Source organism: Edaphovirga cremea, assembly GCF_003332275.1.
Lineage (GTDB): Bacteria > Pseudomonadota > Gammaproteobacteria > Enterobacterales > Enterobacteriaceae > Edaphovirga > Edaphovirga cremea.
Genome location: NZ_QOVA01000021.1, coordinates 25,523 through 42,310, shown reverse-complemented (window position 1 = coordinate 42,310; position 16,788 = coordinate 25,523). Strand labels below are relative to the sequence as shown.

Sequence of the window (16,788 nt, the reverse complement as noted above, 5' to 3'; positions counted from 1 at the left end):
AAGGCAAACTACTCGACAGGATTCGGCTTGGTTGCTGGAGCCGATGCAGTATTCACTGCCGCGTGGCCGCCTGCGGAGCCTTTGCCGTCAAAGTCATACGACGGACGCTGCCAATCGCTTTGAGCCTTGGGTTCAGAAACGTAAACCGGTGCCGGTGCCTTGGTCATCGGGGCCGCTGCATGATGTTTGTACAGTAGGCCAGGCGTAGCAGGTTTCGCATCAATCTCCTGCGCAACGACAGCGTCTTTAGCCACAGCGACGTCTTCTACCGCTTCGGCGGTTTCAACTGCTGCGACTGAATCAGCCGGTACGTCTTCCGCTGCTTCAACCTTGGCTTCTTCCGCTGCTTCAACAGTCTCTGCGACGGTTTCATGGGCATCAGCTTCTGCAATGTCGGCTTGCGTTTGCACGTTAACTTCTTCGTGTTCAACGATTTGCTCAGCCACTTCAGTCTGTTCTACAGGCGTTTCGACCGCCGCTGCTTCTACCGTTGAGGATTCTGCCGCTGCTGGTGTTTCAGCAATGTCAGTTTCAACAACATCAGTTTCGACAACATCAGTTTCAACGACAGTAGCCTCAACAACATCTGCGTTAACAACATCAGTGTTAACAACGTCAGTGTTAATAAAAACAGTCTCAGCGGCAGGTTCTGGCTCAATCGCGGGTTGCGGTTTTACTTCTGCAACGGGCGTTTCTACGGCTGGCGTTTTTGCAACTTCCGCATCTACTGTTTCTACCGATGTCTCTGCTGTTTCAGCAGGGGCAACGGTTTCAGCCGGAGCAGAAGGTTCTGCTGGAGCAAAAACAGTCTCTTCGACCGCAACAGGTTTGGACTGTGCAGCGCTTAACTGCTGCGCAGCGGCCAGTGAGGCGGCGGCCAGTAACTCTTCCTGCTGGGCGATAGTTTCCACGTCGACAAAAGGTTGGTCGTCATGTTGACCGTTCTGCGCAACCGGGTAGCTGATCCACACTTTGCCTGAGGCCATTTCTGGTGACGCAAATGCGCCTGCAAGCTGAACCGGAGACTGTGACGGATAACGCTCATCGCGATAACGACGACGACGCTGACCACTGACACGCAAGTGGCGCGGTGAACGACGTGAGCGGCGAGGCATGCCATTCTCACCGTTAGCGCGCGAATCATCCTCAGGCTGTGCCGGTGCGGCATACTGTGCAGGCTGTTCGACCTGAACGGCAGGCAACGCCACAGCGGTAACCGCTGGCAATGACACTGGCGCGGCAATGGACTGCATTGCGACAGACGGTGCAGAAACAGACGTATTTTCAGTGACCAAATCGTTGGCGCGTTCTTCAGCAGTCAGGCGGACCTTCTTGCTCATAGGACGGCGTTCACGACGGACCATCACCTGATGTTGACGCTCTTCTGCATCACCGTCATCACCAGCGACTTCAAGTACGGCTTCCTGCACTGCCGGTTCTTGCACTTCAGGATTTTTACGCTTCTCTTCCTGACGGCGACGCTGGCGCTCAGCACGCTGTTCACGGCGCTGTTGCTGCTCTTCGCGCAATGCCTTTTCAGCTTCTTCACTGCGAGGCTCTGCTGCAACGTCCTCTACCGGACGCTTATTACGACGCTGATCTTCACGTGGCTCGCGATTTTCACGCGGTTCACGGTTCTCACGTGGCTCACGATTGTCGCGAGGTTCACGGCTTTCGCGCGGCTCACGGTTTTCACGCGGTTCACGATCGTCACGTTGCCTGCGATCGCCATTACGATCCTTGCGGTTGTTGTTCTGGCGGCGTGGATTACGGCGGTCGTTACGACGGGTTTCACTGGCTTCCGGTTTGACTTCAACTTCTTCTGCCGGTTTTGCTTCAGGCTGTGGCTCAGAGGCAAACAGATTTTTCAGGCCACTCAAGAAACGGCTGACCAGACCTGGTCCTGCTGGTGCTTTCTCCTGAACCGGAGGAGCCGCCACGGGCTGAGGTTCGGCATCGGGCTGTTCAAAGGCTGGCGGAGGCGTGTCATCGGACAGCGCAAAGGTGGCAAGAGCCGGTTGCTCAGGGCGCTTGCGTTCTGCAGGTGCATCTTCCGACGGTTGCGCCATCTCAGCTTCATGCAATTGCGGCAGCAGGTAGCTCAGCGTTGGTGTTTCTTCGCCTTTACGCACGCGTAAAACCGAGTAGTGCGGGGTATGCATCTGATCGTTTGGCACGATGATGGCACGCACACCGCCCTGACGTTTTTCAATCGCATTCACCGACTCACGCTTCTCGTTAAGCAGGTACGATGCAATCTGTACCGGCACAATGGCGTGGACTTCTTTGGTGTTCTCTTTCAGCGCTTCTTCTTCAATCAGGCGCAGAATGGAGAGCGACAGGGATTCATTATCACGGATAGTCCCGGTGCCGCCGCAACGCGGACAGACATGGTGACTGGATTCACCCAGTGATGGGCTGAGGCGCTGACGTGACATCTCCAGCAGGCCAAAACGTGAAATCCGGCCAATCTGGATGCGGGCACGGTCCTGACGAACGGCATCGCGAAGACGGTTTTCCACTTCGCGCTGATGGCGAACCGGCGTCATATCGATGTAGTCGATGACAATCAAACCACCCAGGTCGCGCAAGCGCAGTTGGCGAGCGATTTCATCGGCAGCTTCAAGGTTGGTATTGAACGCGGTTTCTTCGATATCACCGCCACGGGTAGCGCGGGCGGAGTTGATATCAATGGCGGTCAACGCTTCTGTGGTATCAATAACGATGGAGCCACCCGACGGCAGGCGCACTTCGCGCTGGAAGGCGGACTCAATCTGGGACTCAATCTGATAGTGGCTGAATAACGGAATTTCGCCGCTATACAGTTTTATTTTACTGCTGAAATCCGGACGGCCCAGCGCAGCAATATGCTCTCTGGCCAGATCGAGGACTTTCGGGTTATCAATCAGAATCTCGCCAATGTCCGGACGCAGATAATCACGGAAAGCACGGACAATCACGTTGCTTTCCTGATGAATCAGGAACGGGGCAGGGCGGCCTTCAGCGGCTTTCTTGATCGCATCCCAGTGCTTGAGGCGGAATGAGAGGTCCCATTGCAGTGCATCGGCAGACTTGCCTACGCCCGCAGTACGGACAATCAAACCCATGCCATCAGGCAATTGAAGTGAGGAAAGCGCTTCTTTCAACTCGGTACGGTCGTCACCTTCAATCCGGCGCGAGATACCGCCAGCGCGCGGGTTGTTGGGCATCAGAACCAGATAGCTCCCCGCCAGACTGATAAATGTAGTGAGTGCAGCACCTTTGTTGCCGCGCTCTTCTTTATCGACCTGGACAATAACTTCCTGACCTTCGCGCAAAACGTCTTTGATGTTCGGGCGACCGTGGGAGGAGTAATTACTGGGGAAATATTCGCGAGCGATTTCTTTGAGGGGGAGGAAACCATGTCTTTCAGCGCCGTAATCAACGAAGGCTGCTTCAAGGCTGGGTTCGATTCGGGTGATTTTACCTTTATAGATATTGGCTTTCTTCTGTTCATGGCCTGGGCTTTCAATATCCAGGTCATACAACCGCTGTCCATCCACAAGGGCGACACGCAACTCTTCCTGCTGAGTTGCGTTAATCAACATTCTTTTCATCTTAACTTACTCGTTATTTTCGCATTATCATTAGAGCTGCGGGCAAAATAACCTCGTGACCGGAGTAACCGTTGGCCCCGAGTCTTCTCGCAAAGTCGTCAACCTCCCGGTTGTCGCCTGCATAGGGGCGCATTATTTCGGTAAGCCTGGTTTTCTTTGTGAAAAACAGCGCTTTTTATAAGGGAATAGCCTCTGAACTACGACGACAGATCACATTCCATTTGCCGGCCAAGCTGCAACCCGCAGCCCGCTAATTACTTGATTTCACATTACGTCTTACGCCATTGCTGCGTTTTTGTGCTATCAGGCAAAGTTTAAAATTCCGCAATTTACCCTGTCTAAATGAGATTAATGCGGAAAGTGAATGCATTATTCCATTGCTGACAGGGTGATAGCAAGGTGACTTTACCCGCGCAGACAAAGAATCTTATGTCTGCAGATTCGTTACTGGCTGAATTGCTGCGATATTAAGCAGAAAGAGCAGGAAAACGATATCTTCTGATAGCTAACATTTAGTTAAGCACATAAAAATCAGTGGCGCGAATCGTGTCTGATATTTAGAATCGCCAGCCATGAAAACAGAGAATCCCACAGTACAAATAGTCGCTATTTCTGCCGATCAGGCGGGTCAGCGCATCGACAACTTTTTGCGTACGCAACTTAAAGGCGTACCAAAAAGCATGATTTATCGCATCGTGCGCAAAGGCGAAGTGCGGGTTAACAAAAAGCGCATTAAGCCGGAATACAAGCTCGAAGAGGGCGATCAGGTGCGTATTCCGCCCGTTCGCGTCGCAGAACGTGAAGATAACGCCGTCTCCGCCAAGCTGGACAAAGTCGCCGCGCTGGAAGCGTATATTCTCTATGAAGATGATTACCTGCTGATTCTGAACAAGCCATCGGGTACCGCGGTTCACGGCGGCAGTGGATTGAGTTTTGGCGTGATTGAGGGGCTGCGTGCGCTGCGCCCGGATGCGCGTTTCCTTGAGCTGGTGCATCGCCTCGATCGCGATACCTCGGGCGTGCTGCTGGTGGCGAAAAAGCGCTCCGCGCTGCGTTCGCTGCATGAGCAACTGCGCCTGAAAGGGATGCAAAAGGATTATCTGGCGCTGGTGCGTGGCCAGTGGCAGTCGCACTGCAAGGTCGTTCAGGCACCGTTGCTGAAAAATATCCTGCAAAGCGGTGAACGTATTGTGCGGGTTAACAGCGAAGGCAAACCGTCAGAAACGCGTTTTAAAGTGGAAGAGCGCTTTGAGCATGCGACGCTGGTGAAGGCCAGTCCGGTGACCGGGCGTACCCATCAGATCCGCGTTCATGCCCAGCACGCGGGCCATCCAATCGCCTTTGACGACCGTTATGGCGATCGCGAGTTCGACCAGCAATTGCGCGGCACCGGCCTGAAGCGTCTGTTCCTGCATGCGGCGGCGCTGCGTTTTGAGCACCCGAATACCGGCGAAACCGTGCGCATCGAGGCACCGTTGGATACCCAATTGCGCTACTGCCTGCAAATGCTGCGCAAAGATGCCAAGCCGCAGTAATCTGTGCGGGCATGAAAAAGAAAAAAGAGGGCGTCTGCGCAAGCCCTCTCCCGATCCCGGCGGGCTTAATCAGCGGCGTTGGCGAGCAGCGGATTGATACCTTCTGCGCGTAGCATCTCCAGCAGGGCAATCAACGGCAAACCGATCAGGGTATTGGGATCGCGCCCGCTGAGTTTGTCGAACAGGGCAATCCCCAGCCCTTCGCACATAAAGCTTCCCGCACAATTCAGCGGTTGTTCAATCCTGATATAGCCGCGGATTTCCTCGTCGGTCAGGGTTCTGAACCACACATCAAAAGACTCACAGATAACGTTGACGCGCTGGTTGGCGCTGTTAAGCAATGCCAGACCGGTATAAAATGTCACGCATTGCCCGCTGGCTTGCTGCAGTTGCCTTACCGCGTTTTCAGTCGTGTGGGGCTTGCCGGTAATCTGCCCGTTGATGACGCAAACCTGATCGGAACCGATAATCAGGTGGTCGGGGAAACGTGCTGCCAGCGCCCTGGCTTTGGCCTCTGCCAGCCGCATCACCAACTGGCGTGCGTCTTCACCCGGTTGGGTTGATTCATCGACTTCGGGAGCCGCATGGCTGAAAGGGATCCCGAGCTTGTCGAGCAAGGCGCGGCGATAGGGTGATGTGGAGGCTAAAACAACTTTGTTCATAAAAACAGCTCTGTTCATATTTTTTTTCACAAACCATGGCGAAAATGAATGCGGCATTTTAAACTGTCCGCCGCTGTGGAAGCGAATATTGGTGAAAGGTGCGGTTTTACGGCCTTTTTCTTTGACTCTATGTCGTTACAAAGTTAATATGCGCGCCCTATGCAAAAGGTAAAATTACCCTTGACCGTTGATGCGGTTCGTACTGCCCAGAAACGTTTGGACTACATTGGAGTCTATACGCCTGATCAGGTTACACGAGTTGCCGAATCCGTGGTCAGTGTGGATAGCGATGTCCAGAGCTCCTTGTCGTTTAATATCGACAACCAGCGACTGGCGGTAATCTCCGGCTCTTCGGACGTCACGGTAACGTTGATGTGCCAGCGCTGTGGGAAAACCTTTGAGCATCAGGTTCACACAACATATTGTTTCAGCCCGGTTGTCAGTGATGAACAGGCTGAGGCATTACCGGAAGCTTACGAACCGGTCGAAGTCGATGGTTTTGGCGAAGTCGATCTGTTGGCAATGATAGAAGACGAAATTATTCTTTCGCTGCCGGTTGTTCCGGTACATGATTCTGAACACTGTGAAGTGTCCGACGCGGACATGGTCTTTGGTAAATTGCCTGAAGAGGCGGAAAAACCAAACCCATTTGCCGTATTAGCCAGTTTAAAGAAAAGTAATTGAGGAGTAAGGTCCATGGCCGTACAACAGAATAAACCAACCCGTTCCAAACGTGGCATGCGTCGTTCTCATGATGCACTGACTACCACCACTCTTTCCGTGGACAAAACTTCTGGTGAAACTCACCGTCGTCACCACATCACTGCCGACGGTTTCTACCGCGGTCGCAAAGTTATCGGCTGAGTAGTATTTGCTAATTTTTAGCAAGGCGATAACTTGGCACATCTAACCCTTGCGTTAGATGCAATGGGCGGGGATTTCGGTCCATCCGTCACAGTGCCTGCTTCATTGCAGGCACTGGCCTCCAATAAAAAACTCACTCTTCTTCTGGTCGGGTTTCCTGACGCCATCCAACCCTTTTTGAACAAAGCCGATCCTTCCCTGTTGGAAAGATTACGGGTGATTCCTGCCGAGTCGGTTATCGCCGGCGACGCCAAACTGTCGCAGGCAATCCGTGCCAGCCGGGGCAGTTCCATGCGCGTTGCGCTGGAGTTGATCAAACAGGGCGACGCACAGGCGTGTGTCAGTGCCGGGAATACCGGTGCGCTGATGGGATTGGCGAAATTGATGCTCAAACCCCTTGAAGGGATTGAGCGGCCCGCGTTGATGACGGTATTGCCGCATCAGCAGCGTGGAAAAACCGTGGTCCTGGATTTGGGGGCGAACGTCGACTGCGACAGTACGATGCTGATTCAGTTTGCCGTCATGGGATCCGTGGTGGCTGAAGAAGTACTGGGTATCAGCAATCCACGTGTTGCTTTGCTGAATATCGGGGAAGAAGAGACCAAGGGCCTCGACACTATCCGCGAAGCTGCCGCCGTACTAAAAAAAACGCCAACGATAAATTATATCGGCTATCTTGAAGGCAATGACCTGTTGACAGGCAAGACCGATGTTATGGTGTGTGACGGCTTCGTGGGTAACGTTACCCTTAAAACCATGGAAGGTGTGATAAGGCTCTTTTTGTCACTGCTGAAACCCTCTGGTGAGGGGAAAAAGCGCTCCTGGTGGATGAAACTTTTGGGGCGATGGCTGCAGAAACGAGTGGCAAAACGGTTCGGCCATCTGAACCCCGACCAGTATAATGGCGCATGTCTGTTAGGATTACGGGGCACCGTTATCAAAAGCCACGGCGCAGCGAACCAACGTGCGTTTGCTGTCGCTATCGAACAGGCTGTGCAGGCGGTGCAGCGGCAGCTCCCTGAAAGGATTGCCGCGCGCCTTGAGGCTGTATTACCCAAGAGTGACTGATCTTACATGTATACTAAGATTCTCGGTACGGGGAGTTATCTGCCCGTACAAGTGCGTACTAACGCCGATCTGGAAAAAATGGTAGAAACTTCGGACGAGTGGATTGTCACCCGGACGGGCATTCGCGAACGCCGAATTGCCGGACCTGACGAAAATGTGGCCACGATGGGCCTGCATGCGGCAGAGAAAGCGCTGGAAATGGCGGGCGTCTCTGTTGAGGAGATTGGTCTGATCATCGTTGCGACCACCTCATCTACCCATGCTTTCCCCAGTTCTGCCTGTCAGATTCAGCAAAAGCTGGGTATCAAAGATTGTGCTGCCTTCGATTTGGCCGCCGCATGCGCCGGATTCACTTACGCGCTGAGCGTGGCCGATCAATACATTAAAAATGGTGCTGTACGTTATGCGTTGGTGATCGGTTCCGATACCCTGGCGCGTACCCTCGATCCTGAAGATCGCGGTACAGTGATTCTGTTTGGCGATGGCTCGGGCGCGGTGGTGCTCGGCGCGTCAGAAGAGCAAGGCATCCTCTCAACCCACCTGCATGCGGATGGCCGCTATGGCGAGCTGCTGACGTTGCCCTATCCCGATCGCCTGGATGCTGAAAAGCCGTCTTATCTCACGATGGCCGGCAACGAAGTGTTTAAAGTGGCGGTGACTGAACTCGCCCACATCGTTGATGAGACCCTGCAAGCCAATAATCTTGACCGTTCCCAGTTGGACTGGCTGGTTCCGCACCAGGCCAACCTGCGCATTATCAGCGCAACGGCTAAAAAATTAGGCATGGGCATGGAAAAAGTGGTGATCACATTGGATCGTCACGGCAATACGTCAGCCGCGTCTGTTCCTGCTGCGTTGGATGAAGCGGTGCGTGATGGCCGTATTCAGCGCGGGCAATTAGTGCTGCTTGAAGCATTTGGCGGCGGTTTTACCTGGGGCTCGGCGCTGGTTCGTTTTTGATTGGACAGGAAAAAACTTTAATTGGACTGGAAAAAACAATGACCCAATTTGCAATGGTTTTCCCTGGGCAAGGTTCCCAGGCGCTGGGAATGCTGGCCGATTTGGCTGCACAGTACCCGATAGTTGAAGAGACATTTGCCGAAGCTTCTGACGCGCTGGGCTATGACTTGTGGGCTCTCGTCCAGCAAGGCCCGGCTGAAGAACTGAACAAGACCTGGCAGACCCAACCGGCCCTTTTGGCCGCTTCTGTGGCGATATGGCGCGTTTGGCAGCAACAGGGCAGCAAAATGCCTGCCATGCTGGCGGGTCACAGTCTGGGTGAGTATTCTGCACTGGTCTGTGCTGGCGTGCTGGATTTCAAGCAAGCCATCAGTCTGGTGGAATTGCGTGGTAAATTGATGCAGGAAGCTGTTCCTGAAGGCACTGGCGCGATGTCCGCGATTATCGGTTTGGATAACGACGCCATCGCCAAAGCCTGTAAAGAGTCTGAGCAAGGGCAGGTGGTTTCTCCCGTGAACTTCAATTCTCCGGGACAGGTGGTTATTGCCGGGAATAAAGAGGCCGTAGAGCGTGCAGGCGCAGCCTGTAAGGCTGCCGGGGCAAAACGGGCGTTACCGTTGCCTGTCAGCGTTCCGTCCCACTGTGCGTTGATGAAACCGGCTGCTGACAAGCTGGCTATGGCACTTGAGAAGATTACATTCAATGCACCGGCGTTGCCGGTAGTGAATAACGTCGACGTAAAAATTGAAACGTCCCCGGAGGCGATCCGCAGTGCGCTGGTGCGCCAGCTTTATAGCCCGGTGCGCTGGACGGAAAGCGTTGAATTCATGGCCGGACAGGGCGTTGCACAGTTATATGAGGTTGGGCCAGGTAAAGTGCTGACCGGCTTGGCCAAACGTATTGTTGACACCATGGCAGCGGCAGCAGTGAATGATTCTGCCAGCCTGTCAGCGGCGCTTGAGCAATAAAGAGGAAAACCATGAGCTTTGAAGGAAAAATCGCACTGGTTACGGGTGCAAGCCGCGGTATAGGACGTGCTATCGCAGAGACATTGGTCGCACGCGGTGCCTTTGTGATTGGTACCGCGACCAGTGAGAAAGGGGCTGAGGCAATCAGTGCTTACCTGGGCGAAAAGGGTAAAGGTTTAATGCTGAACGTGGTAGATTCTGCCTCGATTGAATCAGTTTTAAACTCGATCCGAGCTGAATTTGGCGAAATTGATATTCTGGTCAATAATGCAGGTATCACTCGTGATAACATTCTTATGCGTATGAAGGATGATGAGTGGCAAGACATTATTGACACGAACCTGACTTCGGTATTCCGCCTGTCAAAGGCGGTAATGCGCGCTATGATGAAAAAGCGGTTTGGCCGGATCATCACCATCGGTTCTGTTATCGGAACGATGGGGAATGCAGGACAGGCGAACTACGCGGCGGCTAAAGCTGGCCTGATTGGCTTTAGTAAGTCTTTGGCACGGGAAATTGCTTCCCGTGGCATTACTGTCAACGTCGTGGCTCCTGGCTTTATTGAAACGGACATGACACAGGCGTTGACAGATGATCAACGTGCTGGCATTTTGACGCAAGTTCCAGCCAACCGGCTTGGCACTGCCAAAGAAATCGCCAGTGCCGTTGCTTTTTTAGCCTCAGACGAGGCCGGCTACATTACCGGTGAAACGTTACATGTCAATGGCGGCATGTATATGATTTAAAAATCACGAAACTATTTGCGTTGTTTGAGGTAAAACCCGCAAAATAGAATAAAATCGTGGTTTGACCAGCCGGGATTTAGTTGCATCTTTTTCAACATTTTATACACTACGAAAACCATCGCGAAAGCGAGTTTTGATAGGAAATTTAAGAGTATGAGCACTAGTATCGAAGAACGTGTTAAGAAAATCATCATTGAACAGCTTGGCGTAAGCGAAGAAGAAGTTAAGAACAGCTCTTCTTTTGTTGATGACCTGGGCGCTGATTCTCTTGACACCGTTGAGCTGGTAATGGCTCTGGAAGAAGAGTTTGATACTGAGATTCCAGACGAAGAAGCTGAGAAAATCACTACTGTTCAAATCGCCATTGATTTTATCAATGCGCATCAGAATCAGAAGTAATAAGCGAACATATCTAGGCGGTCATTCGACCGCCTAAGTTTTTTATTCCAGATGTCCTATTTACCCCTCCCTGGAGGACAAACGTGTCTAAGCGTCGAGTTGTTGTGACCGGACTTGGCATGTTGTCTCCTGTCGGCAATACAGTAGAGTCCACTTGGAGCGCTCTTCTTGCCGGTCAGAGTGGCATCAGCCTGATCGACCATTTCGATACTAGTGCCTATGCAACGCGTTTTGCTGGCTTAGTAAAGGATTTTAACTGTGAAGAGTTCATTTCGCGTAAAGATGCTCGCAAAATGGATGCCTTCATACAATATGGAATTGTTGCCGGTATCCAGGCAATGCAGGATTCGGGAATTGAGGTCACTGACGAAAACGCCTGTCGTTTCGGTGCCGCTATCGGTTCCGGCATTGGTGGCCTTGGTCTGATTGAAGAAAACCATAGCTCGCTGGTCAACGGCGGACCACGGAAAATCAGTCCTTTCTTTGTTCCTTCCACCATCGTCAACATGATCGCGGGTCATTTAAGCATCATGTATGGTTTGCGCGGCCCCAGTATTTCAATTGCGACAGCCTGTACATCAGGTGTGCACAATATCGGCCATGCAGCCCGTATTATTGCTTATGATGATGCGGACATTATGTTGGCAGGTGGGGCAGAAAAAGCGAGTACCCCATTGGGCGTCGGTGGCTTCGGTGCTGCCCGGGCGCTCTCAACCCGTAACGATAATCCACAAGCGGCAAGCCGTCCGTGGGACAAAGATCGCGATGGGTTCGTTTTGGGCGACGGTGCCGGTATCATGGTACTTGAAGAGTACGAGCATGCTAAAAAACGCGGTGCAAAAATTTATGCTGAAGTGATCGGTTTCGGCATGAGCAGCGATGCGTACCACATGACATCTCCACCAGAAGATGGTGCTGGTGCCGCATCCGCAATGAAAAATGCGCTGCGTGACGCAGGGCTTTCCGTTGAGCAGATTGGCTACATCAACGCACACGGAACGTCTACGCCAGCGGGTGATAAAGCCGAAACACAGGCCGTGAAGTCTGTCTTTGGCAATTATGCCCAGCGCGTGATGGTCAGTTCAACAAAATCCATGACGGGTCACCTGTTGGGTGCCGCGGGTGCGGTTGAGTCGATCTTCAGCATCCTGGCATTGCGTGATCAGGTGGTCCCTCCTACCATTAATCTGGATAATCCGGATGAAGGGTGCGATCTGGACTTCGTTCCGCATGAAGCGCGCCAGGTGACAGACCTGGAATATACATTGTGTAATTCATTTGGCTTCGGTGGAACCAACGGTTCGTTGGTATTCCGCAGGGTTTAGCTGTCAGCGCGCCAATGCAGAAAATAAAAGGGCCCGGTTCACTCTCCGGGCTTTTTTATTTGCTGAAAATCATCCCCTTGCAGCACTAAAACAGGGTCTTAACGGGATAGCGTGGCGATGCATAAGATCAACAGGTATTGGATAAACGGCGTTGAACAGTCACTGATCGCGGTCAGCGATCGGGCGGTGCAATTTGGTGACGGCTGTTTCACCACCGCGCGGGCGGCGGAAGGAAAAATCCTCAGGTTGGACGATCACCTCCGTCGTTTACACTCGGCTGCGCAGCGCCTGCTGATGCCTGAGATAGCCTGGGCAGAATTATCAAGCGAGATGCAGTTTGCCGCGGAATCAGTTGGTGATGGCGTGGTCAAAGCCACGATCACCCGCGGGAGTGGCGGTCGAGGCTACAGTGCGGCAGGGTGTGATTCGCCCAACCGCATTGTGGCAACATCAGCTTATCCGCAGCACTACCTTGCACTTGCTGAACAGGGTGCCACGCTGGCGTTGAGTCCTATCGCCTTAGCGCGTAATCCTCTGCTGGCGGGCGTAAAGCATCTCAACCGACTGGAGCAAGTGTTGATCCGCCTGCACCTTGACCAGACAACGGCTGACGAGGCGCTGGTGCTTGACACCTCAGGCGTGCTGGTGGAATGCTGTGCGGCTAATTTATTCTGGCGCAAGGGGAAGCAGGTTTTTACACCCGATTTAACGCAGGCGGGCGTTGATGGCATCATGAGGCAGCACATTATCAGGCTGCTGAGGCAATCGGATTACCAGATTGCCGTGGTCGCTGCCGCGCCTGACGCTTTGGCTGATGCAGATGAAGTACTGATCTGCAATGCATTGATGCCAGTATTGCCTGTTATTCGCGCTGCTACATGGACTTATGGCTCAAGGGAGTTGTACGACTTCTTGCGTCAACATTGCTAATAGATGGCTGTTTAATGACAAAAAAAACATTGAAGATCGTTTCGATCCTGATGATTATCGTGCTCGGTGCCCTGCTGTTTGGCTATCAACAGGTAGAGAAATACGCCGATCGTCCCTTGACGATCAAACAGGAAAAAATATTCACGTTGCCAGCGGGAACCGGGCGGGTCGCCCTTGAGACGTTGTTGATAAAAGAGCAGATTATCGATGACAGCTATCTTTTCCCCTGGCTGCTGCGCATCGAACCGGAACTCGCGCAATTCAAGGCCGGGACTTACCGCTTTACGCCGGGCATGACGGTGCAAGAGATGCTGAAGCTGCTGAAAAGTGGCAAAGAGGCGCAATTTTCCATCCGCTTCGTTGAAGGTTCCCGCTTGCGTGACTGGCTTGTGGCATTGCAACAGGCGCAATACATGAAGCACTCGCTGGCCGGAAAGAGTGAGTCAGAGATTGCGGTCGCGCTGGGTCTGGATGAGAAAGCGCCGCTGGAAGGCTGGTTTTATCCAGATACCTATCTCTACACCGCCGGTAACACGGATCTGTCACTGCTGAAGCGCGCTAACCAACGCATGCAAAAAGCCGTTGATCAGATTTGGCAGGGGCGTGCGCCTTCGCTGCCTTACAAGACCGTGGAGGATATGCTGACGATGGCATCGATCATCGAAAAAGAGACGGCGATCAACGACGAACGCAGTAAAGTTGCCTCCGTGTTCATAAATCGATTGAGAATCGGAATGCGTATGCAAACAGATCCTACGGTTATTTATGGCATGGGCGACGCATACATTGGCAATATCAGCAAAAAAGATTTGGAAACGGCCACGCCCTACAACACCTATGTGATATCGGGCCTGCCGCCAACGCCAATTGCCATGCCGGGCCTTGCATCCATTGAGGCCGCAGCGCATCCGGCAAAAACGTCCTATCTCTATTTCGTTGCTGACGGAAAGGGCGGCCACACATTCAGTACCAACCTTGAGAATCACAACAAGGCGGTACGCGCCTACCGTGAGGTTTTGAAAAACAAGAATGAAAAGTAATTTCATCGTTATTGAAGGGCTTGAAGGGGCCGGTAAAACCACCGCACGTGACACTGTGGTGAATACGTTGCGCGATTTCGGGGTGAAAGAGATCGTCTTTACCCGCGAGCCGGGGGGAACGCCGCTGGCGGAGAAACTGCGCGATTTGATTAAGCAGGGCGTTGAGGGCGAGAAACTCACCGACAAAGCGGAAGTGCTGATGCTCTACGCCGCGCGCGTGCAACTGGTCGAGACGATTATCAAACCCGCATTGGCGCGAGGCGCGTGGGTGGTGGGCGATCGTCATGACCTCTCGTCGCAGGCCTATCAGGGCGGAGGCCGGGGAATCGACAGCAAGATGATGATGTCGCTGCGTGATACGGTTCTCGGGGATTTTCGTCCTGACCTGACGTTGTATCTCGATCTTTCGCCAGCAATTGGTTTGCAGCGCGCACGTCAGCGTGGCGAACTGGACCGCATTGAGCAGGAGTCGCTTGCCTTCTTCGAACGCACCCGCGAACGTTATTTGTCGCTGGCCGCCGCCGATAGCCGCATAAAAACGATTGATGCCTCGCAAGATTTGCAAGGTGTCACGGCGGATATCATCTCGACGCTGCAACAGTGGCTGAAGGATAAGGAACCGCGCTGATGAACTGGTACCCGTGGCTCAACGGTCCTTATCGTCAACTGATTGAACAGTATCAGAACGGGCGGGGTCATCACGCCCTGTTGCTGCATGCTAGCGCTGGAAATGGTGATGATGCACTGATTTACGGCCTGAGCCGTTGGTTGCTGTGCCAACAGCCGCAGGGAGAGAAGAGCTGCGGCCAGTGCCATAGCTGTCGGCTGATGTTGGCGGGGAACCATCCCGACTGGCATGTGCTGGCACCGGAAAAAGGCAAAGCCAGCCTGGGTGTTGATGCCGTGCGGCAAGTCGTCGAAAAGCTGTATACCCATGCGCAACAGGGTGGGGCAAAAGTGGTGTGGCTGGCGCAGGCGGAGTTGTTAACCGAAGCGGCTGCCAACGCCCTGCTGAAAACGCTGGAGGAGCCGCCGGAGAAAACCTACTTTCTCATCGGTTGTCAGGAGCCCTCCCGGTTGCTGGCGACGTTGCGCAGCCGGTGTTTTTACTGGCATCTGCACAGCCCGGACGAAGCGCCGACCAGCCAGTGGATTAATCGCCAATTGCCGACGGACACCGGGAGTATACGCACCGCTTTGCGTCTGTCGAATGGCGCACCACTGGCGGCGCTGAAATTACTGCAACCCGAACGCTGGCGCCAGCGTAGCCAGTTGTGCATTCAACTGGGCGAGGCGCTGCGCCAGCAGGATATTCTGTCGCTGTTACCGCAATTGAATCACGATGATGTCGGTGAGCGTCTACACTGGTTGTGCACATTATTGCTCGACGCCATTAAATGGCAGCAGGGGGCGGGGCAATATATGCTCAATCACGACCAGCAACCGCTGATCGCCCATCTGGCGCAGAGCCTGAGCAGTGAAGCGCTGCAATCGGGTATGCAATCCTGGCTGCATTGCCGCCAGAGGCTGTTGTCGATTGTCGGGGTGAACCGGGAACTTATTTTAACGGAGCAGTTGCTGCATTGGGAACAATCCTTCAGCGCTGCCGCCAGTCACTAATTTATCCGCAGTAAGAGTTTATCTATTATGTTGTTAGTCGATTCCCACTGCCACCTTGATGGCCTTGATTACCAGAGCCTGCACACAAGTGTGGACGATGTATTACAGAAAGCCAATGCGCGCGATGTCGGCCTGTTTCTGGCTGTTGCGACCACGCTGCGCGGTTTTGAGGCGATGAATGCCCTGATCGGCCCGCGCGCTGACGTAGTGATGTCCTGCGGGGTTCATCCGCTGAATCTGGAAGGGGGTTATCAGGTTGAGGATTTGCGCCGTCTGGCGAATAACGATCGGGTAGTTGCGCTGGGTGAAACCGGTCTGGATTATTTTTACCAGAAGGATAATATTGCGCAGCAGCAAGAGTCATTCCGCAATCATATCCGTATAGGTCGTGAACTGCATAAGCCGGTCATCGTGCATACCCGTGATGCGCGGGAAGATACGCTGGCGATCCTGCGTGAAGAAAATGCGCAGGAGTGCGGCGGTGTACTGCACTGTTTTACAGAGGATTGCGCAACGGCGGAGAAACTGCTCGATATCGGTTTCTATATCTCCTTTTCCGGGATTGTGACGTTCCGCAACGCCGAACAGTTGCGGGAAGTGGCTCGTTACGTCCCTCTCGACCGGTTACTGGTCGAAACCGATTCTCCCTATCTGGCACCTGTGCCACACCGTGGCAAAGAGAATCAACCGGCCTATGTCCGTGATGTTGCAGAATATATGGCCGTATTGAAAGGTGTCTCGTTGGAGCGTCTCGCCGAGGCCACCACCGCCAATTTTTCACGTTTATTTAATGTTGAAATCGCCCCCCGATCCTGAGTTTCCTCTGATCATCGCAAACTCTTTATTTTTCAGCTCGTAATTAATCGTCAAAACGGGTAATGTTCTCACCCGTTTTCAGACGATGGCGATGCGTTTTTTGTATAAACTTTTACAAAACATTGCATTCACAGGGGCGTTAACTGCTTTTATTCATCGAAACGTGACTGCCATCAAACATTATTGATCGCATTTATTTTACTCTGCGTAAAAATTAAAGGGGTGCTCAGACGCCCCGACCAGCAAGGGTTATTTCTCC

16 protein-coding genes are annotated in these 16,788 nt (G+C 53.1%); 14 read left to right on the top strand and 2 right to left on the bottom strand.

Annotation, left to right across the window (positions count from 1 at the left end):
• Positions 1 to 8: 8 nt before the first annotated feature.
• Positions 9 to 3,596 (bottom strand): ribonuclease E, encoded by a 3,588-nt coding sequence (rne, locus tag DRI82_RS19505; RefSeq protein WP_211317690.1) that lies wholly within the window; start codon positions 3,594 to 3,596, stop codon positions 9 to 11.
• 572 nt (positions 3,597 to 4,168) lie between these two features.
• Here rne and rluC point away from each other — a divergent pair.
• Complete coding sequence (gene rluC / locus DRI82_RS19495) at positions 4,169 to 5,131, top strand: 23S rRNA pseudouridine(955/2504/2580) synthase RluC (protein WP_114195580.1); 963 nt, start codon at positions 4,169 to 4,171, stop codon at positions 5,129 to 5,131.
• Between the two features lie 65 nt (positions 5,132 to 5,196).
• On the opposite strand, the gene DRI82_RS19490 is transcribed toward rluC, so the two are convergent.
• Positions 5,197 to 5,793: a Maf family protein gene (locus DRI82_RS19490; RefSeq protein ID WP_114195602.1), complete on the bottom strand. Its 597-nt coding sequence runs from the start codon at positions 5,791 to 5,793 to the stop codon at positions 5,197 to 5,199.
• A 159-nt stretch (positions 5,794 to 5,952) separates the two neighbouring features.
• Between DRI82_RS19490 and yceD the strand changes: the two genes are divergently transcribed.
• The 13 genes from yceD to DRI82_RS19425 all read left to right on the top strand — a co-directional run bounded on the left by yceD (position 5,953) and on the right by DRI82_RS19425 (position 16,529).
• A complete protein-coding gene (yceD, locus tag DRI82_RS19485; RefSeq protein ID WP_114195579.1) occupies positions 5,953 to 6,477 on the top strand; it encodes a 23S rRNA accumulation protein YceD in 525 nt (174 codons plus the stop codon).
• Positions 6,478 to 6,489: 12 nt separating this feature from the next.
• Positions 6,490 to 6,657: a 50S ribosomal protein L32 gene (gene rpmF, locus DRI82_RS19480; protein WP_114195578.1), complete on the top strand. Its 168-nt coding sequence runs from the start codon at positions 6,490 to 6,492 to the stop codon at positions 6,655 to 6,657.
• Between the two features lie 33 nt (positions 6,658 to 6,690).
• Positions 6,691 to 7,725 carry a phosphate acyltransferase PlsX gene (plsX, locus tag DRI82_RS19475; protein ID WP_114195577.1) on the top strand — a complete coding sequence of 345 codons (1,035 nt, stop codon included), beginning with the start codon at positions 6,691 to 6,693 and terminating at the stop codon, positions 7,723 to 7,725.
• A gap of 6 nt (positions 7,726 to 7,731) precedes the next feature.
• On the top strand, positions 7,732 to 8,685 hold the full coding sequence (locus DRI82_RS19470) for a beta-ketoacyl-ACP synthase III (RefSeq protein WP_114195576.1): 954 nt from the start codon (positions 7,732 to 7,734) through the stop codon (positions 8,683 to 8,685).
• Positions 8,686 to 8,723: 38 nt separating this feature from the next.
• Positions 8,724 to 9,653, top strand: a complete 930-nt coding sequence (gene fabD, locus DRI82_RS19465) for an ACP S-malonyltransferase (protein ID WP_114195575.1) — start codon at positions 8,724 to 8,726, stop codon at positions 9,651 to 9,653.
• Positions 9,654 to 9,664: 11 nt separating this feature from the next.
• The gene (gene fabG, locus DRI82_RS19460; protein WP_114195574.1) at positions 9,665 to 10,399 is read left to right on the top strand and encodes a 3-oxoacyl-ACP reductase FabG; all 735 of its coding nucleotides are present in this window, start codon (positions 9,665 to 9,667) and stop codon (positions 10,397 to 10,399) included.
• Positions 10,400 to 10,552: 153 nt separating this feature from the next.
• Positions 10,553 to 10,798 (top strand): acyl carrier protein, encoded by a 246-nt coding sequence (acpP, locus tag DRI82_RS19455; RefSeq protein WP_114195573.1) that lies wholly within the window; start codon positions 10,553 to 10,555, stop codon positions 10,796 to 10,798.
• 83 nt (positions 10,799 to 10,881) lie between these two features.
• Complete coding sequence (gene fabF, locus DRI82_RS19450) at positions 10,882 to 12,123, top strand: beta-ketoacyl-ACP synthase II (protein WP_114195572.1); 1,242 nt, start codon at positions 10,882 to 10,884, stop codon at positions 12,121 to 12,123.
• A gap of 117 nt (positions 12,124 to 12,240) precedes the next feature.
• Positions 12,241 to 13,053 (top strand): aminodeoxychorismate lyase, encoded by an 813-nt coding sequence (gene pabC / locus DRI82_RS19445; protein WP_114195571.1) that lies wholly within the window; start codon positions 12,241 to 12,243, stop codon positions 13,051 to 13,053.
• Positions 13,054 to 13,067: 14 nt separating this feature from the next.
• Positions 13,068 to 14,093 carry an endolytic transglycosylase MltG gene (mltG, locus tag DRI82_RS19440; protein WP_114195570.1) on the top strand — a complete coding sequence of 342 codons (1,026 nt, stop codon included), beginning with the start codon at positions 13,068 to 13,070 and terminating at the stop codon, positions 14,091 to 14,093.
• Positions 14,083 to 14,721: a dTMP kinase gene (gene tmk / locus DRI82_RS19435; protein ID WP_114195569.1), complete on the top strand. Its 639-nt coding sequence runs from the start codon at positions 14,083 to 14,085 to the stop codon at positions 14,719 to 14,721. The genes mltG and tmk overlap by 11 nt, the downstream gene beginning before the upstream one ends.
• On the top strand, positions 14,721 to 15,713 hold the full coding sequence (holB, locus tag DRI82_RS19430) for a DNA polymerase III subunit delta' (protein ID WP_114195568.1): 993 nt from the start codon (positions 14,721 to 14,723) through the stop codon (positions 15,711 to 15,713). The genes tmk and holB overlap by 1 nt, the downstream gene beginning before the upstream one ends.
• A gap of 27 nt (positions 15,714 to 15,740) precedes the next feature.
• Positions 15,741 to 16,529 carry a metal-dependent hydrolase gene (locus tag DRI82_RS19425; protein ID WP_114195567.1) on the top strand — a complete coding sequence of 263 codons (789 nt, stop codon included), beginning with the start codon at positions 15,741 to 15,743 and terminating at the stop codon, positions 16,527 to 16,529.
• Positions 16,530 to 16,788 lie beyond the last annotated feature (259 nt).